Here is a 15,717-nt window from a genome sequence, read left to right on the forward strand (position 1 = left end):
ACAGTTAACAAGAACGTCTAATCATAAGCTTAGGCTCAAAACGATGAATATTGATTTCATTGATGTTTTCTTTGTCATCTATTTTGTCTAGCAAGAGTTTTGCAGCTTTTTTTCCCATTTCAAATGCAGGTTGAGAGATTGTCGTTAACGGTGGATCAAAAATATTAGCAAAGGGTACATCATCTACTCCAATAATTGCTAAGTCTTTTGGAATGGTTAAATGATTTTCTTTTAAGTAATTTAGAACCTCCATTAAAGCCAAATCGTTTCCTGCAAGTAAAGCAGTAGGTGGTTCTTTAAGGTTTAGCATTTCAGCTAGTCCGTCTTTAATTTTTTCAACTTCAAGTCCCTTAATATATTCATCCCTAATAGGTAGATGATGTTCTTTTAAAGCCTTAACAAAACCGTTAATCCTTTCTACCCTTGGTGTGATATTTCTTATTAAAGAAGTTGTAATAATACCTATTCGTTGATGACCCCGTTTTACAAAGTGTTCAACAGCCAAAAATGCAGCTTTCTCGTTATTTAAAAGAATAGAGTCTACATTTACATGGTCTACAAAACGGTCTACAAATACGATTGGGTAATTCTCATCTACCATAGATTGATATAATTCCAGATTTCCTCCAGTAGGGAAAATAATTATCCCATCTACTTGTTTTGCTCGTAGCATATTGATGTAATTTTCCTCTTTAATCGGGTCATCATCTGCATTACATACAATCACATGAAAATCCCGCTCTCTACATGCATCTTCAATTGAACGAATCACTTGTGTTGAAAATGAATGTAAAATATTCGCTACAATAACACCAATTGTAGATGTTCTTTTTTGTTTAAGACTTCTAGCTACGAAATTTGGTTGATAGCCAAGTTCTTTAATGGCATCCTCAATTCTTTGTTTCGTTTCATGTCCCATATAGTCATAACGTTTATTTAAATACTGTGATACGGTACTTTTTGACACACTAGCATGTTTGGCCACATCAGCCATCGTAACTCTCTTCATAAGAATCTCCTCTTAAGATAAACCGATTTACTAAATCGGTTTAGTAACTTCATGTCTCAATTATATGAAAATTGAAAGCGCTTTGCAATAATATTTTTTTTAATTTCTGAAAAAAGTTTTTAGGGAAAAGTTTATTCCTATTCATTTGTGGAAAAATTTCATCAAAAAAAGCGAGGATACCCTCACTTCTATAAGTGGTAAGAAAACCATAAAATGATAGCCAATCCGCTTCCAAAGACTGAACTAACAAAATTGACCAGATCATTATTCATCCATCGCCAGCCATGGTGATAGATAGTTTTCTTATGGCAATGTTCTTTCCTTTCTGTTACTTTCTTGCATACTTGACAAAGATAATGTTCTTGAACAGTTGCTCCCAATACACTATCAAATAGAGCACCGGCAACACCACTTATGCCTGTAATTAGCAAAAAAGGAACCGACCCGATGACTAAGGAACGATGTTCAATCCATAAGAGGAGCAATGCTATGATACTAATAAAGAAGGAACCACTAATAGAGCCAACCACGCCTAATGCAGAAACTGCTCCAGATGTCCCTTTCTCCACTCGTTTCCCATTTAAAATAAAACGTGGTCTTGTCTTACTTAATACCCCGATTTCTGTTGCCCAAGTATCTGCATTTACCGTGGCAATGGTGGCTACAAAACCAATATAAATCCAATCCTTTTGTAGAAAGTACCCAAGCATTGTTAGAACTGCAGCCCATCCACCATTAGCTAATGCTTGCCATACATCCCTTTTCCCCGTTTTTTCAAAAACTTCTGCGATCGGATCCTTTTCTCTTTTACGGTAGAAGGAAAGCAGACTTGAAGAAGCAAAAAAGAATATAATGAGAAGATACCAACTCAATTTTTGCCCAAAACCAAAAATACTTGTCCCTATTAAAATGGCACCAACTACTCCACTTCTAGACAATGCCTGTTTTTTAAAACCTATATATCCAACAATAAAGCTAAATAAAAATCCTAAGATAAACATTTCCATCTATTTTGTTTCTCCCTTCTCCGAGCCCACTCTTCTATTCCACTCTTTTTCTGTCAATCCCATTTCCCAATCTATCTCTATTCTTCTTTCCTACTTCATCCACCTTCTCTCGAATTGCTGCTACAATGATTCCTAGAACCAAATTATCAAATCCCCTCGTGATCACAATAAGAGGGATACCCCTTTGGCAACAATCTAAACAGTAAAAAAAAAGTCCGTGAAAATTGCAGCCAATGGAAAATAACTCTTTGTTTTTTTGCCTTTACACTTTACAATGAAAATACAGAGGTAATACATACAACTTTAGACAATACCCAGAGGAGAGTCGTCTATGAAAAAACTTGCTAAAACGAAAACCACTATTTGCCTGTTATTTCTATCTATCATCTTTATATTGACCTCTTGTTCTCCCAGTAATTTATCATCTAGCTTTATTTCTGACAAAAAAGATGTAGGAAAACAAGTAACCAGTAAAGAACAAGGCAATACAAATCAAGAACAAACTACTAAAGATGAAAATGATCAAAACAATGGAACCGACCAAAGTGAAAATATAGACCAACCTACAACCCCTGAGCCAACAAAACCAGCTTTTACCTTTGAATATCCAGATGCTGTTCGTGGAATCTATGTTACTGCCCATTCTACTGGAAGCTCCCGTTTCCCTAGCTTACTCTCTTTAATTGACAAAACCGAATTAAATACCATGGTGATTGATATTAAAGATGATTACGGCAATATTACATTTAAACCTGATCATCCAGCTTTTGAACCTTATAGTAAAACTATTATTAAAGATCCTAAGCAGTTAATAAAGACGCTTGAAGAACATAAAATTTACCCTATTGCGAGAATTGTTGTCTTCAAAGACTCTACCCTAGCAAAAATGAAACCAGAATTGTCCTTTATTGATAATGGTTCTGTATGGAAAAATGGTCGTGGGGAATCCTTTGTCAATCCATTTCTTAAAGAGGTTTGGAAACATAATGTTGAAATCGCCAAAATGGCTGTTGAATTAGGCTTTCAAGAAATTCAGTTTGATTACGTAAGATTCCCTGAAGGCTTTGAAAAACGCGATAAAACACTAACATATTCAATGGGTGAATACAAAGGTCGTAAACCAACTAAATTTATCGAAATAGAAAAGAACTATCAAAAACAACTTGAAGATTACAATCAAAAGTTAGAAGAATTACAAGCAGGTTATGATCAATTGGTTGAAGAACAAAACCAATTAAAAACAACACAAGCAACAGAAACAGAAATTAAAAAACTAGATGAAATGATTACAATAAAGGAACAAGAATTAAAAGAGTTACAAAGTAAAAAACCAATTGGTCCTGTGTTTACAGATCGTGAGCGAGCTACTCAATTACGTGTAGATGCAGTTACTGATTTTGTCACATATGCAAAGAAAGAATTAGAACCTTACAACGTGAAAGTAAGTGTTGACATTTTTGGCTATTCTGCTACCCTACCTGAAGCACCAGGAATTGGCCAAAACTTTAGTAAAATTAGTAGCAATGTAGATGTGATTAGTTCAATGATTTATCCTTCCCATTGGGGACCAGGTTATTTTGGAATTAGTAAACCCGACTTATACCCATACCAATTAGTTACTGAGTATACAAAAAAGGAAAATGAGGTTTTAGGTAAATTAGGGGATAAGAAACCTGTTTCCCGCCCTTGGATTCAAGATTTTACTGCTTCATGGCTAGGAAAGGGAAATTATAAATCCTATGGCAAAAAAGAGATTGAAGAACAAATTAAAGCTTTAAAAGACAATGGAATTAATGAATTTTTAATTTGGAATGCTTCGAACAAATATACACCAAACGTAGATTATACACCGTAGGCAAACCCAAAAACAACAAAACGAAACCAATTATAGGCTCGAAGAAAGACATGGATGACGGAGCAGATTTGCAAAATACAATTCTCTATTATTATTCCAAACCATTTAAATCAACTTGATTTGGCAAAACAAATTTATAATTTTCTTGTTCAAGCTTGTTTAAAATTTGATCTAATGCTTTGGCAGTGACCTCTTTATCATGCATTAAGATATTTGCTCCATCATGGATCGTCGAAACTGTCTGTTTTACCACATCTTCAGGATTTTTTAACTCCCAATCTAAAGAACCAACACTCCAATTCATCGGTTGCATCTTCTCTTCTTTTAACACCTTATAAGTTTCTTCTGAATAAATGCCAAATGGTGCTCGGAAGTACTGAGGTTTTTCCCCTGTAATACTTACAATTAAATCATTCAATTTGACAATCTCATTCCTAGTTTGTTCTGGAGTCAGCTTTCTTAAATTATTATGTTCCCATGTATGGTTGCCAATGAGATGACCGCGTTTTTGGATCTCCAATAAATTGTTTTTAAACTTTTCTGCTTTCTTCGGGCTTGGTTGATAATTGTACCCGTAATTAAAACCATTAATAAACCAGATAGCTTTTGCGTTATATTTATCTAATACATTTAATATTTCTATTGTATTGTCTCCAACTGGCCCATCGTCAAAAGTAAGTAAAACGATCTTTTGTTCTGTTGGTTTATTTGCTTGGATTTTAAATGTTTTTGGATTGACGACATAAACATTTTGATCAGTTTGCGTTTGTTGATTTACTTTTTGGTCTTTTCCTTGATTACTAGCCTGATTATTTTCTTCTTCAGTTACTTGATTTGTTTGTTCATTTATTTGTCCTTTGTCCGTTTCTACTGTTGAATTCTCATTTTCCTTCGGTTGAACTGGAGCTATCGTGTTGTTAGAGCAGGCAGACAAAATCAGGGTAAAGAGTAGGATAAAAAGTAGTAGATGTTTTTTCATGGTGTTTCTCCTCTCAACTAAGTATGTATGTGTTGTCTACTCTATTTTAGCACAAGGAAGTATTTCCCATTGTAAAAATTTTAATGATTTTTTCATTATATAAATGAAAAAGAGTAGCACTTGAAAAATGCTACTCTTTGAGATGTTACCTTGTTGTAATGTTCATTAAAATTTTAAATTATAAAATGCTTGTTTACCACCAAAACGGCTGATGTAGGATAATTCATCTTCGATACGAAGTAATTGATTGTATTTTGCCACACGGTCAGTACGGGAAGGTGCACCTGTTTTAATTTGCCCTGCATTGGTTGCAACGGCAATATCAGCAATGGTGGAATCTTCAGTTTCACCAGAACGGTGGGAAATTACTGCTGTGTATCCTGCCCGTTTTGCCATCTCAATGGCATCGAAAGTTTCAGTTAATGTCCCAATCTGATTGACTTTAATAAGAATGGAATTACTTGTTCCCATTTCAATCCCTCTAGCTAAACGTTCGGTATTTGTAACAAATAGATCATCGCCAACCAATTGGACTCTTTTACCTAAACGTTCAGTAAGCTTTTTCCACCCTTCCCAATCATCTTCAGCAAGACCATCTTCGATTGAAATGATTGGGTATTTGTTTAATAAATCTTCATAGAAGTCGATCATTTCGTCAGTGGTTTTTACGACACCTTCACCTTCCAAATGATACTTACCATCTTTGTAAATCTCAGTTGAAGCCACGTCTAATGCAAGATAAACATCTTCGCCTGCTTTATAGCCTGCTTTTTGAATCGCTTCAAGAATGGTTGTAATGGCTTCTTCATTCGATGAAAGGTTTGGTGCAAAGCCACCTTCATCACCAACTGCAGTATTTAAACCTTTTGCTTTCAATACTAATTTTAAGTTGTGAAAAATTTCAGCACCCATCCGTAATGCTTCACGGAAGTTTTCAGCACCAACTGGCATAACCATAAATTCTTGAATATCTACGTTATTATCTGCGTGTTTACCACCATTTAAAATATTCATCATTGGTACAGGAAGGGTTTTTGCATTAAATCCACCTAAGTACGTATACAAAGGAACCCCTAATGCATCAGCAGCTGCTCTAGCAACAGCTAAAGAAACACCAAGAATTGCATTTGCTCCTAGTTTCCCTTTGTTAGGTGTACCATCTAATTGAATAAGAAATTCATCAATGCCCACTTGGTCAAGCGCATCCATACCAATAACCTCAGGTGCAATAATGTTATTTACATTTTCAACGGCTTTAAGTACCCCTTTACCAAGATAACGGTCTTTGTCCCCATCTCTTAATTCTACCGCCTCATGGGCACCAGTAGATGCACCTGATGGAACAATCGCTCTACCAAAGGCACCAGATTCTAAGACCACTTCAACTTCTACCGTTGGATTTCCGCGTGAATCTAATACTTCGCGTGCATAAACATCAGCAATAATTGTCACAATCATACACTCCCTATAAAATAATTGATTTTCCTGTCATCGCCTCAGGCTGTTTTATCCCCAATAACTTTAACATCGTTGGTGCTACATCTGCAAGTACCCCACCATCACGTAATTCAACACCTTTTTTCGTTAAGATAAAAGGTACTGGATTTGTTGTATGTGAAGTAATTGGATTTCCTTTGTCATCAATCATGTGATCAGCATTTCCATGGTCAGCAATCACAATGGTTACTCCCCCTTTTGCTAGGATTGCCTCCACTACTCTACCCAAATTCTCATCTACCGCTTCGATTGCCTTGATGGTGGGTTCCATCTTTCCTGAATGGCCAACCATATCTGGGTTTGCAAAATTGAGAATGATCACATCATGGTTTTCAGCTTCTATTTCTTTTACAACTGCATCAGTCACTTCATAAATACTCATTTCAGGTTTTAAATCATAAGTTGCAACCTTTGGTGAAGGAATTAAAATCCTTGTCTCACCTTCAAATTCAGCTTCACGACCTCCACTAAAGAAATAGGTGACATGTGGATACTTTTCAGTCTCGGCAATCCGTAATTGCTTTAATCCTTCACGACTTACGATTTCTCCAAAGGTATCATCTAAGTTCGTAGGCTTATATGCGACATAGCCTCCTACTGTCTCACTAAAATGTGTAAGAGTCACATAATATACATCTTTGGGGAAACTAGGACCTCGATCAAATCCGCGAAAATCACTGTTCGTAAACACTTGCGAAATTTGAATCGCACGGTCTGGTCTAAAATTAAAGAATATTACTGCATCTTCTGATTCAATTAATCCTACTGGTTTATCATTATCATCTACAATGACTATAGGCATAACAAATTCATCAAATACGCTTTTTTCATAGGACTCGCGAATTGCCTTGATTGGATCTGTATAATGTGGGCCATCTCCATAAACCATGGCACGATAAGCCTTTTCAGTTCGTTCCCAACGCTTATCACGATCCATTGCATAATAGCGCCCTTGAATGGTTGCGATTTGTCCAACTCCAAGTTCATTCATTTTTTCTTGAAGCTGGCGAATATATTCAATCGCACTATCTGGTGCAACATCACGTCCATCAAGGAATGCATGAACAAAAACTTGCTTTACCTCTTCCTTTTTTGCTAATTCTAATAGAGCAAATAAATGATCGATGTGACTATGCACACCACCATCAGATACTAAGCCATACAAATGCAACTTTTTGTTTTTTTCTTTTACGTGCTTTATTGCATTGAGAAAAACTTCATTTTGGAAGAAAGTACCTTCTTCAATTGACTTTGTGACTCTTGTTAATTCTTGGTATACGATCCGCCCTGCGCCAATATTTAAATGACCTACTTCCGAGTTTCCCATCTGCCCATCTGGTAAGCCAACAGACAACCCACTCGCTCCAAGTTGAGTATGTGGGAATTCACTCCAATATCGATCAAAATTAGGTTTTTTTGCTTGAGCTATCGCATTTCCATTAACTTCATCACGTAGTCCAAACCCATCTAAGATGATAAGTGCTACTGGTTTTGGTCGAGTCATCTCGGGTTCACTCTCCATTCTATTGTTCGTTTGTTTTCGCACCCTTAACTAACGCCATAAAGGAGTTAGGTTCTAAACTTGCCCCTCCGACCAATGCTCCATCAATGTCTGATTGAGCCAGAAAAGACACTATATTCTCTGGTTTCACACTTCCCCCATATTGTATGCGAACCTCGTTAGCCACTTGTTGATCATATTGATCAGCAACGACTGAGCGAATATAGCTAATCACTTCATTTGCATCTTCTGCTGAAGAAGACTTTCCTGTGCCAATAGCCCAAATTGGCTCATAAGCTATTACGAGTTGTTTTACCTGTTCCGAGGAAAGTCCAACTAAAGCTTTTTCCGTTTGTTCTTTCACGATTTCTTTTGTTTTACCTGCTTCTCTTTCTTCTAACTTCTCTCCGACACAAACGATCGGTGTAATTCCATGCTTATAAGCAGCATGAACTCTTTTGTTTACCGTTTCATCTGTTTCACCAAACATTTCTCGACGTTCAGAATGACCGATAATGACATATTGAACATCTAACTCTTTTAGCATCAAAGGGCTAATTTCACCGGTAAAAGCTCCATTGTCTGCCCAATGGATGTTTTGAGCCCCAATTTTAATTTGACTTGGAAGAGAATCCTTTAATATAGCTAAATCCGTATAGGGCACACATAATACTGCTTCAACACCGTCAACAGAGAAATCTTTGACTTGCTCAATAAAAGATTTCGTCTCAGCTCTATTTTTATTCATTTTCCAGTTTCCTGCAATAATTGGAGTGCGCATTTGATCACCTATTCCTTATCATTTAATGCTACAACACCTGGTAGTTCTTTACCTTCCATAAATTCCAAGGAAGCACCGCCACCAGTAGAAATATGAGTCATTTGATCGGCTAAACCTGCTTTTTCAATCGCTGCAGCAGAATCACCACCACCGATAATGGTCGTCGCATTTGTATCTGCCATTGCTTGAGCAATTCCATTTGTACCTTTAGCAAATCGATCCATTTCAAAGACCCCCATTGGTCCATTCCAAACCACTAATTTGGAATTTAGAATCACCTCACGATATAATTCTACTGTTTTTGGACCAATATCTAGAGCTTCCCAATCAGCCGGAATTTCTTTAATATCCACGATTTTTGTATTTGCTGTTTCGGAAAAATCATCAGCAACAACTGCGTCTACTGGCATCAAAAAGCGGACATTATTTTCCTTTGCTTTTTCGATAAAAGACTTCGCCAAATCTATTTTGTCTTCTTCTAATAGAGATTTTCCGATCTCATATCCTTGTGATTTGATAAAGGTATAAGCTAATCCTCCACCGATGATTAGGTTATCTACCTTCTCTAATAGATTTTCAATTACTCCGATTTTGTCCTTTACTTTTGCACCACCGATAATGGCTGTAAAAGGACGCTCAGGGTTGGATAAAGCCTTACCTAAAAACTCGATTTCCTTCTCCATTAAAAATCCTGCCACTGCTGGAAGATATTTAGCAATTCCTTCAGTTGATGCATGTGCACGATGTGCTGCACCAAATGCATCATTTACATAGACATCAGCAAGTTCTGCAAAAGCTTTGGCTAATTCAGCGTCGTTTTTCTCTTCTCCTGGATAAAAGCGGACATTTTCAAGAAGAACAACATCGCCTTCATTCATCTGATTGATCAAAACTTTTACATCGTCACCAACTGCTTCATCAGTTTTCTTTACTTCTTTACCCAGTAGTTCAGAAAGCCTTCTCGCAACAGGGGTAAGCCGCATTTCCTCTACTACTTTACCTTTTGGACGGCCTAAATGGCTAGCTAGGATTACTTTACCACCTTGTTCCATGATATATTGAATCGTCGGAAGTGCTGCACGGATACGTGTGTCATCAGTAATCACCCCATCTTGTAATGGGACATTAAAATCGACTCGACAAAAAACCTTTTTTCCTTTTAGATCGATATCACGAACCGTCTTTTTGTTCATATGTATCCCTCCTATATGCAGGAAGAGGAGAATTTAATCATTCTCCCCTTTAATTGTTAAAACCTGACTCTTACTTTTCTCTGATTAAATACCTTTTTTTGCAATATATGCAGCTAAATCGACAACACGGTTAGAATATCCCCATTCATTATCATACCAAGAAACCACTTTAACCATGTTTCCTTCCATTACCATGGTTGACAAAGCATCAATAGATGAGGAATGTGGATCATGATTATAGTCAATCGATACTAATGGTTCTTCGGAGTATTGTAAAATACCTTTTAGTTCTCCCTCTGCAGCTGCCTTCAATGCTCCGTTTACTTCTTCAACGGTAACATTCTTATCTAATTCAGCAACTAAGTCAACAACAGAGACGTTAGGAGTTGGTACACGCATTGCGAATCCGTTTAATTTTCCTTTTAATTCTGGTAATACAAGAGCAACTGCTTTAGCAGCACCTGTCGTTGTCGGAATAATCGATTCAGCTGCTGCACGAGCACGACGATAATCCTTATGTGGTAAGTCTAAAATTTGTTGGTCATTGGTATAAGAGTGTACAGTTGTCATTAAACCGCGTTTAATACCAAATTTCTCATGAAGAACTTTGGCAAATGGTGCTAAACAGTTTGTTGTACAAGAAGCATTTGAAATCACATGGTGGTTTGCAGGGTCATATTTTTCTTCGTTAACTCCCATTACAATTGTGATATCTTCATTTTTTGCTGGTGCAGAGATAATCACTTTTTTAGCGCCTGCTTCTAAATGTTTTGCTGCATCTTCACGATTTGTAAAACGTCCAGTTGATTCAACGACTAATTCTACTCCAAGCTCTTTCCATGGTAATTGCGCTGGATCTCTTTCAGCAACAACTTTTACTAATTTACCATTTACTTTAAAGCCACCTTCAACGACTTCGACGGTTGCATCCAGTTTACCGTGAACTGAATCATACTTTAATAAATGAGCTAGCATCTTTGCATCGGTTAAATCGTTCACAGCAACAATTTCAATTTCAGGATGATTTAGAGCTGCTCTAAAAACATTTCTTCCGATTCGGCCAAAGCCGTTAATACCTACTTTAAGCATAATATTTCCTCCTCATTCTGTTTTTTATTGTTATTATGAAGAAACAATACTTTTCTAATCACCGACAAAAGTGATGAAAAGTAAAGTTTCAAATAAACAAGCAAGCAAGCAAAAAACTAAAATGTTTAAATGCAACTTATATTTGTTGTAAAATCTCTCTAGCTGCTCCCTCATCAGTTACTAAAATGGGTTTTAAATTATGTCTAAGTACAGAAAGAATGGGATTGGCTTTACTTTTACCACCAGCAACAGCAATCATGTGAGGAATATGCTGTAGATCATCTAGGGTAAGACCAATGGTTTTCATTTTATAGACAATTTTACCTTCTTGATCAAAGTAATAACCAAAAGCTTCACCTACGGCATGTTTTTCTTCTAGTAAATCTAGAATTTCCTTTGGTACATTTCGCCGAATTGCCATAGTGTTAGCTTGCCCTATCCCGTGAATAACCATTCTTGAAGAACGTATAACACTGAGTAATTCCTTTACATAATCCTCATTCATTAAAGAATGATAAGTACTTTCACTTAATTGTTCTGGCACATGGAGTAAACGATAAGAACCGTTGGTTTTTTTTGCCATAGTCGATACCAAGGTATTTGCTAGGTACTCGTGATTCTCTCCCATTCCTCCTCGCGCAGGAACAAATAAGACAGAAGGCAATGGCGGTTGTTCAGGCATCATATAAGCGACCTCCGCAATTGTTGATCCTCCGGTTAAAGCCACAATATCCTTTTCATTTACCAATTGTCGAATAAGCTGAGCAGCAGCTCTTCCCATTTCTTTTTTAACCAATTCGTCTTCATCTGCGTTCCCTGAAATAACAACCACTTCAGGAAGCTGCAATTTTTCTTTTAATTGCTGTTCCAATTGATAAAGACCAAATAAATTTTTGATATATGGGGATACTTCTTCTAGAACTTCGTATCCTTCTTGACTTACTTTCATGCCACTTGTTTCTACATCGATTAAACCTTGTTGTTTCAAAAAATCAATTTCGGCTCTCAATATTCGTTCAGTAAAACCTAAAGATTGAGACAAACTTCGTCTTCCTATCGGTTGCATCAAGGATATATGATGTAGAACCTTATAACGTTTTTGCATTATTTCAAGTACATCTGGTACTAATTTCATTTGGAGTTGTAATAAATCCAAGACGAATACTCCCCTTTGGTCTAAAATAGTCCCACCTTTACATATTATGTCCCGCAGACTCCAAAAAAAATTCACTTCCCTTATATAATCATAACGAGAAATGAATAAAATCGCAACCCCATTTTCAAAATCTTTTACGTTTGGAAGAAGACAAGATACCTAGTTCATCCCGATATTTGGCTACTGTCCTTCTTGAAATTTCAATCCCTTCTTGTTGTAATAACTCCACAATTTTTTGGTCAGATAGTGGTTTTTGTTTATTTTCCCCATCGACCACTTTCTTTATTAATTTCTTAACATTTTCAGCGGATGTCACTTCACCACTACTTGTTGCTACCCCAGTATTAAAGAAATATTTTAGCTCAAAAATACCAATCGGGGTCTGAACATATTTTTGATTGGTAGCTCTACTTACTGTAGATTCATGGACACCAATTTCTTCTGCAATTGTTTTTAATGTTAAAGGTTTTAACTGTTTCGTTTCAAAAAACTGCCTTTGATATTTTAAAATGGCATTTGTTACTTTATATAAAGTATTACGCCTCTGTTCAATACTTTTAACTAACCATTCTGCTGCATTAAGTTTGTCTAATATATATTTACTTGCTTCTCCTTCTTGCCCATGAGTTTGAATGTATTGCCTGTAGTATGAGTTAATTTTAAGCCTTGGTACTAAGGTATCATTTACAATGACGATATATTCCCCCTCTATCTTTTCAATTGTAATATCAGGAAGGATATATCGAGCTGTTCCATTTTGAAAACCATAGGCTGGTGAAGGATTTAATGTTTTAATTAAATCAGCACATTGTTGCACCTCAAGCAAACTAATCCCGAGGGCTTGTGCGATTTTTTGAAACCTTTTCTCTCCTAAGTCAGTTAGATGATGACTAACGATTTTAATCGCTTTCTCATCAATCGGATCCATCTTCTTTAATTGGAGTAACAGGTTCTCTTGTAAATTTCTTGCCCCCACACCTACAGGTTCTAAAGAATGGAGTTGAGTTAGAGCTTGTTCAATTTCAGATAGATTTACTTGAAGTTGTTTGGCTAAATCAGTTAATGGAATTGTTAAATACCCAGAATCATCTAAATTACCAATAATAAATTTCAAAATGTGAAATTGTCTATTGTCAATCGCTAAAAAGCGTGCTTGTTCTAACAAATATTCTTCTAAAGTAGCTGTAGGAGTCGCAATGCGATCCCAAATATTAAACTCCTCCTCATCAGCCTTCATAACACCAAATGATTTACGGCTGTTTTGGTAAAAAAACTCGTAGCGTTCCATTTCTTTATCTTCTATATCAAAAACAGGGTTTTCTACAATTTGTTGATGTAGATATTCTGTTAATTCTATGGCTGGAAATTGCAGGATCGTGATCGCTTGACGCAATTCAGGTGTCATGATTAACTTTTGAGTTTGTTGTTGGTATAAACCATAACCTAGTTGCATGATGATCCCCTACTATCTTGATTTATTTGCTTTATAAAGGTATAATATAATTTGCATTTGCGCTCGTAGCTCAGTTGGATAGAGCACTGGCCTCCGGAGCCAGGTTTTGCGGGGGTTCGAGTCCCTTCGAGCGCACCATTGAAAATTCTTCGCACTACGTCGATTGTACATCATTGTTCGAGAAAGATTGTTGTGCCCTTTAGGGTGCACCATTATTAATTCAAACCTTCAATGGAAGGTTTTTTTATTTTCCTTTTTTAAAAACGTATTCAAAAATACTACCTAAGTTTATTTTAACAGAAAACGGGTAAACTAAGTGAAGGAAAATGATTGAAACATATTGTTTGACCTTTTTTGACCATTGAGGTATGATATGAATAGGTTGAGCATATTTTATTGATGATGATTCATTGAGAGGAGGACTTTAGATTATGAGTTACTTTATTCCTTATGTCATTGAACAAACAAACCGTGGGGAAAGAGCCTACGATATCTATTCCAGGTTATTAAAAGATCGAATTATTTTCTTAGGAAGTCCAATTGATGATGCGGTAGCAAACTCAGTTGTTGCCCAACTTCTGTTTTTGAATGCTGAAGATCCTGAAAAAGATATTAATTTATATATCAATAGCCCTGGTGGATCGATTACAGCGGGTATGGCTATTTATGATACGATGCAATTTATTAAACCAGACGTATCCACAGTAGCCATTGGTATGGCAGCATCAATGGGAGCCTTCCTATTAACTGCAGGTGCAAAAGGAAAACGTTATGCTTTACCAAATGCAGAAGTGATGATTCATCAGCCTTTAGGTGGTACACAAGGGCAAGCAAGTGATATTGAAATCCACGCAAAACGAATCATCGAGATGAAGAAAAAATTAAATGAGATTTTGGCAGAACGTACAGGTCAACCTCTAAAAAAAGTGGAAAGAGATACAGACCGTGATAATTTCTTAACTGCTGAACAAGCCAAAGAATATGGTCTAATTGATGACATCATTACCACCATTCCGAAATTAAAATAAAAGGGTTTGTATATTCCAACGCGCTCCGTTGTCCGTGTATTTCTCTTAATGAAAAATAAGGTAAGAAATACACTCCCAAAAGTCGCTGCTTATGGAATATACAAACCCCGAAATGATAGAGGAAAGCGCCACAGGCTATTTTCATGTGGCGCTTTTTTTCATATCATCTATTCATTTTCAAAATTAAATAATGATGTACTTAAGTACCTTTCTCCAGTGTCTGGTGCAATCACAACAACATTTTTTCCTTTGCCAAGACGCTTTGCGACTTGTTTTGCTGCATAGACTGCGGCACCAGAAGAGATTCCTATCAAGATCCCTTCAGTTTGTGCTATTTCTCTTGCTGTATTAAAGGCTTGTTCTGTTGTCACTTGAATGATCTCATCATAGATTGCAGTATTTAAAGTATCAGGTATAAAACCAGCACCTATCCCTTGAAGCTTATGTGGACCTGGATTTCCTCCAGATAAAACTGGAGAATCTGTTGGTTCAACTGCTACAATATGTATAGTTGGATTCTTTTCCTTTAAGACTTCCCCAACTCCTGTAATGGTTCCACCTGTTCCAATCCCTGCAACAAACCCATCAATTTTGCCATCCATTTGCGAATAAATTTCTTGGGCAGTATTTAATCGATGAGCTTTTGGATTGGAAGGATTTTCAAATTGCCTAAGTAGAAAATATCCATGTTTTTTAACCAATTCGTTTGCCTTTGTTATGGCCCCTTTCATTCCTTCTGCCCCAGGGGTAAGCACCAACTTCGCACCATACGCGCGTAACAAATTTCTTCTTTCTATACTCATCGTATCTGGCATCACAAATATAGCACGATATCCTTTTGCAGCAGCAACCATTGCTGCACCAATTCCCGTATTCCCACTGGTAGCTTCAATAATCGTATCTCCCGGTTTGATTTTTCCTTCTGCTTCGGCATCTTCGATCATTTGTAGAGCAATCCGATCTTTTACGCTTCCACCAGGGTTAAAAGATTCTAATTTAACAAAAATATTGGCATCGTCATCTCCAACATGCTGCAATTTAACTATTGGAGTGTTCCCAATCAATTCCGAGATATTTTTTACAACATTCACGTTTACAAGTCTCCTTTTTTATAGTTTGAGGTTATTAGTATAGTAAGACTTCTATGATTCTATGTCAATTTCATGACC

13 protein-coding genes and 1 tRNA gene are annotated in these 15,717 nt (G+C 36.5%); 3 read left to right on the forward strand and 11 right to left on the reverse strand.

Annotation, left to right across the window (positions count from 1 at the left end; genetic code table 11):
- Positions 1-4: 4 nt before the first annotated feature.
- Together TEPIDINF_RS09420 and TEPIDINF_RS09425 are read right to left on the reverse strand one after the other, a co-directional pair.
- Positions 5-1,009 carry a LacI family DNA-binding transcriptional regulator gene (locus tag TEPIDINF_RS09420; RefSeq protein WP_421691846.1) on the reverse strand — a complete coding sequence of 335 codons (1,005 nt, stop codon included), beginning with the start codon at positions 1,007-1,009 and terminating at the stop codon, positions 5-7.
- Positions 1,010-1,197: 188 nt separating this feature from the next.
- Positions 1,198-2,016, reverse strand: a complete 819-nt coding sequence (locus tag TEPIDINF_RS09425) for a DUF92 domain-containing protein (protein WP_421691847.1) — start codon at positions 2,014-2,016, stop codon at positions 1,198-1,200.
- A gap of 331 nt (positions 2,017-2,347) precedes the next feature.
- Here TEPIDINF_RS09425 and TEPIDINF_RS09430 point away from each other — a divergent pair, with 331 nt between their 5' ends.
- The gene (locus tag TEPIDINF_RS09430; RefSeq protein WP_084818897.1) at positions 2,348-3,871 is read left to right on the forward strand and encodes a putative glycoside hydrolase; all 1,524 of its coding nucleotides are present in this window, start codon (positions 2,348-2,350) and stop codon (positions 3,869-3,871) included.
- Between the two features lie 91 nt (positions 3,872-3,962).
- Here TEPIDINF_RS09430 and TEPIDINF_RS09435 read toward each other — a convergent pair whose 3' ends face one another.
- From TEPIDINF_RS09435 to rpoN, 8 genes are all read right to left on the reverse strand, one after another.
- Entirely contained in the window at positions 3,963-4,850 is an 888-nt protein-coding gene (locus tag TEPIDINF_RS09435) for a polysaccharide deacetylase family protein (protein WP_421691848.1), read from the reverse strand.
- 165 nt (positions 4,851-5,015) lie between these two features.
- Positions 5,016-6,308 (reverse strand): phosphopyruvate hydratase, encoded by a 1,293-nt coding sequence (gene eno / locus TEPIDINF_RS09440; protein WP_421691849.1) that lies wholly within the window; start codon positions 6,306-6,308, stop codon positions 5,016-5,018.
- A gap of 7 nt (positions 6,309-6,315) precedes the next feature.
- A complete protein-coding gene (gpmI, locus tag TEPIDINF_RS09445; protein WP_069800907.1) occupies positions 6,316-7,851 on the reverse strand; it encodes a 2,3-bisphosphoglycerate-independent phosphoglycerate mutase in 1,536 nt (511 codons plus the stop codon).
- Positions 7,852-7,870: 19 nt separating this feature from the next.
- Positions 7,871-8,629 (reverse strand): triose-phosphate isomerase, encoded by a 759-nt coding sequence (gene tpiA / locus TEPIDINF_RS09450; protein WP_068726043.1) that lies wholly within the window; start codon positions 8,627-8,629, stop codon positions 7,871-7,873.
- A gap of 8 nt (positions 8,630-8,637) precedes the next feature.
- A complete protein-coding gene (locus TEPIDINF_RS09455) occupies positions 8,638-9,822 on the reverse strand; it encodes a phosphoglycerate kinase (RefSeq protein ID WP_421691850.1) in 1,185 nt (394 codons plus the stop codon).
- 84 nt (positions 9,823-9,906) lie between these two features.
- Positions 9,907-10,914, reverse strand: coding sequence for a type I glyceraldehyde-3-phosphate dehydrogenase (gene gap, locus TEPIDINF_RS09460; RefSeq protein ID WP_068726046.1), 1,008 nt, complete (start codon positions 10,912-10,914; stop codon positions 9,907-9,909).
- A 133-nt stretch (positions 10,915-11,047) separates the two neighbouring features.
- Entirely contained in the window at positions 11,048-12,046 is a 999-nt protein-coding gene (locus tag TEPIDINF_RS09465) for a sugar-binding transcriptional regulator (RefSeq protein ID WP_069801076.1), read from the reverse strand.
- 145 nt (positions 12,047-12,191) lie between these two features.
- The gene (gene rpoN / locus TEPIDINF_RS09470; protein ID WP_421691851.1) at positions 12,192-13,520 is read right to left on the reverse strand and encodes an RNA polymerase factor sigma-54; all 1,329 of its coding nucleotides are present in this window, start codon (positions 13,518-13,520) and stop codon (positions 12,192-12,194) included.
- 59 nt (positions 13,521-13,579) lie between these two features.
- On the opposite strand from rpoN, the gene TEPIDINF_RS09475 reads away from it, so the two are divergent.
- Both TEPIDINF_RS09475 and clpP read left to right on the forward strand, forming a co-directional pair.
- Positions 13,580-13,658, forward strand: a tRNA-Arg gene (locus tag TEPIDINF_RS09475).
- Positions 13,659-13,951: 293 nt separating this feature from the next.
- Positions 13,952-14,548 (forward strand): ATP-dependent Clp endopeptidase proteolytic subunit ClpP, encoded by a 597-nt coding sequence (gene clpP, locus TEPIDINF_RS09480; RefSeq protein ID WP_068726051.1) that lies wholly within the window; start codon positions 13,952-13,954, stop codon positions 14,546-14,548.
- Between the two features lie 167 nt (positions 14,549-14,715).
- Here clpP and cysK read toward each other — a convergent pair whose 3' ends face one another.
- Positions 14,716-15,639, reverse strand: a complete 924-nt coding sequence (gene cysK, locus TEPIDINF_RS09485) for a cysteine synthase A (protein WP_068726054.1) — start codon at positions 15,637-15,639, stop codon at positions 14,716-14,718.
- Positions 15,640-15,717 lie beyond the last annotated feature (78 nt).

Source organism: Tepidibacillus infernus, from assembly GCF_048898065.1.
In the GTDB taxonomy this organism is placed as follows: domain Bacteria; phylum Bacillota; class Bacilli; order Tepidibacillales; family Tepidibacillaceae; genus Tepidibacillus_B; species Tepidibacillus_B infernus.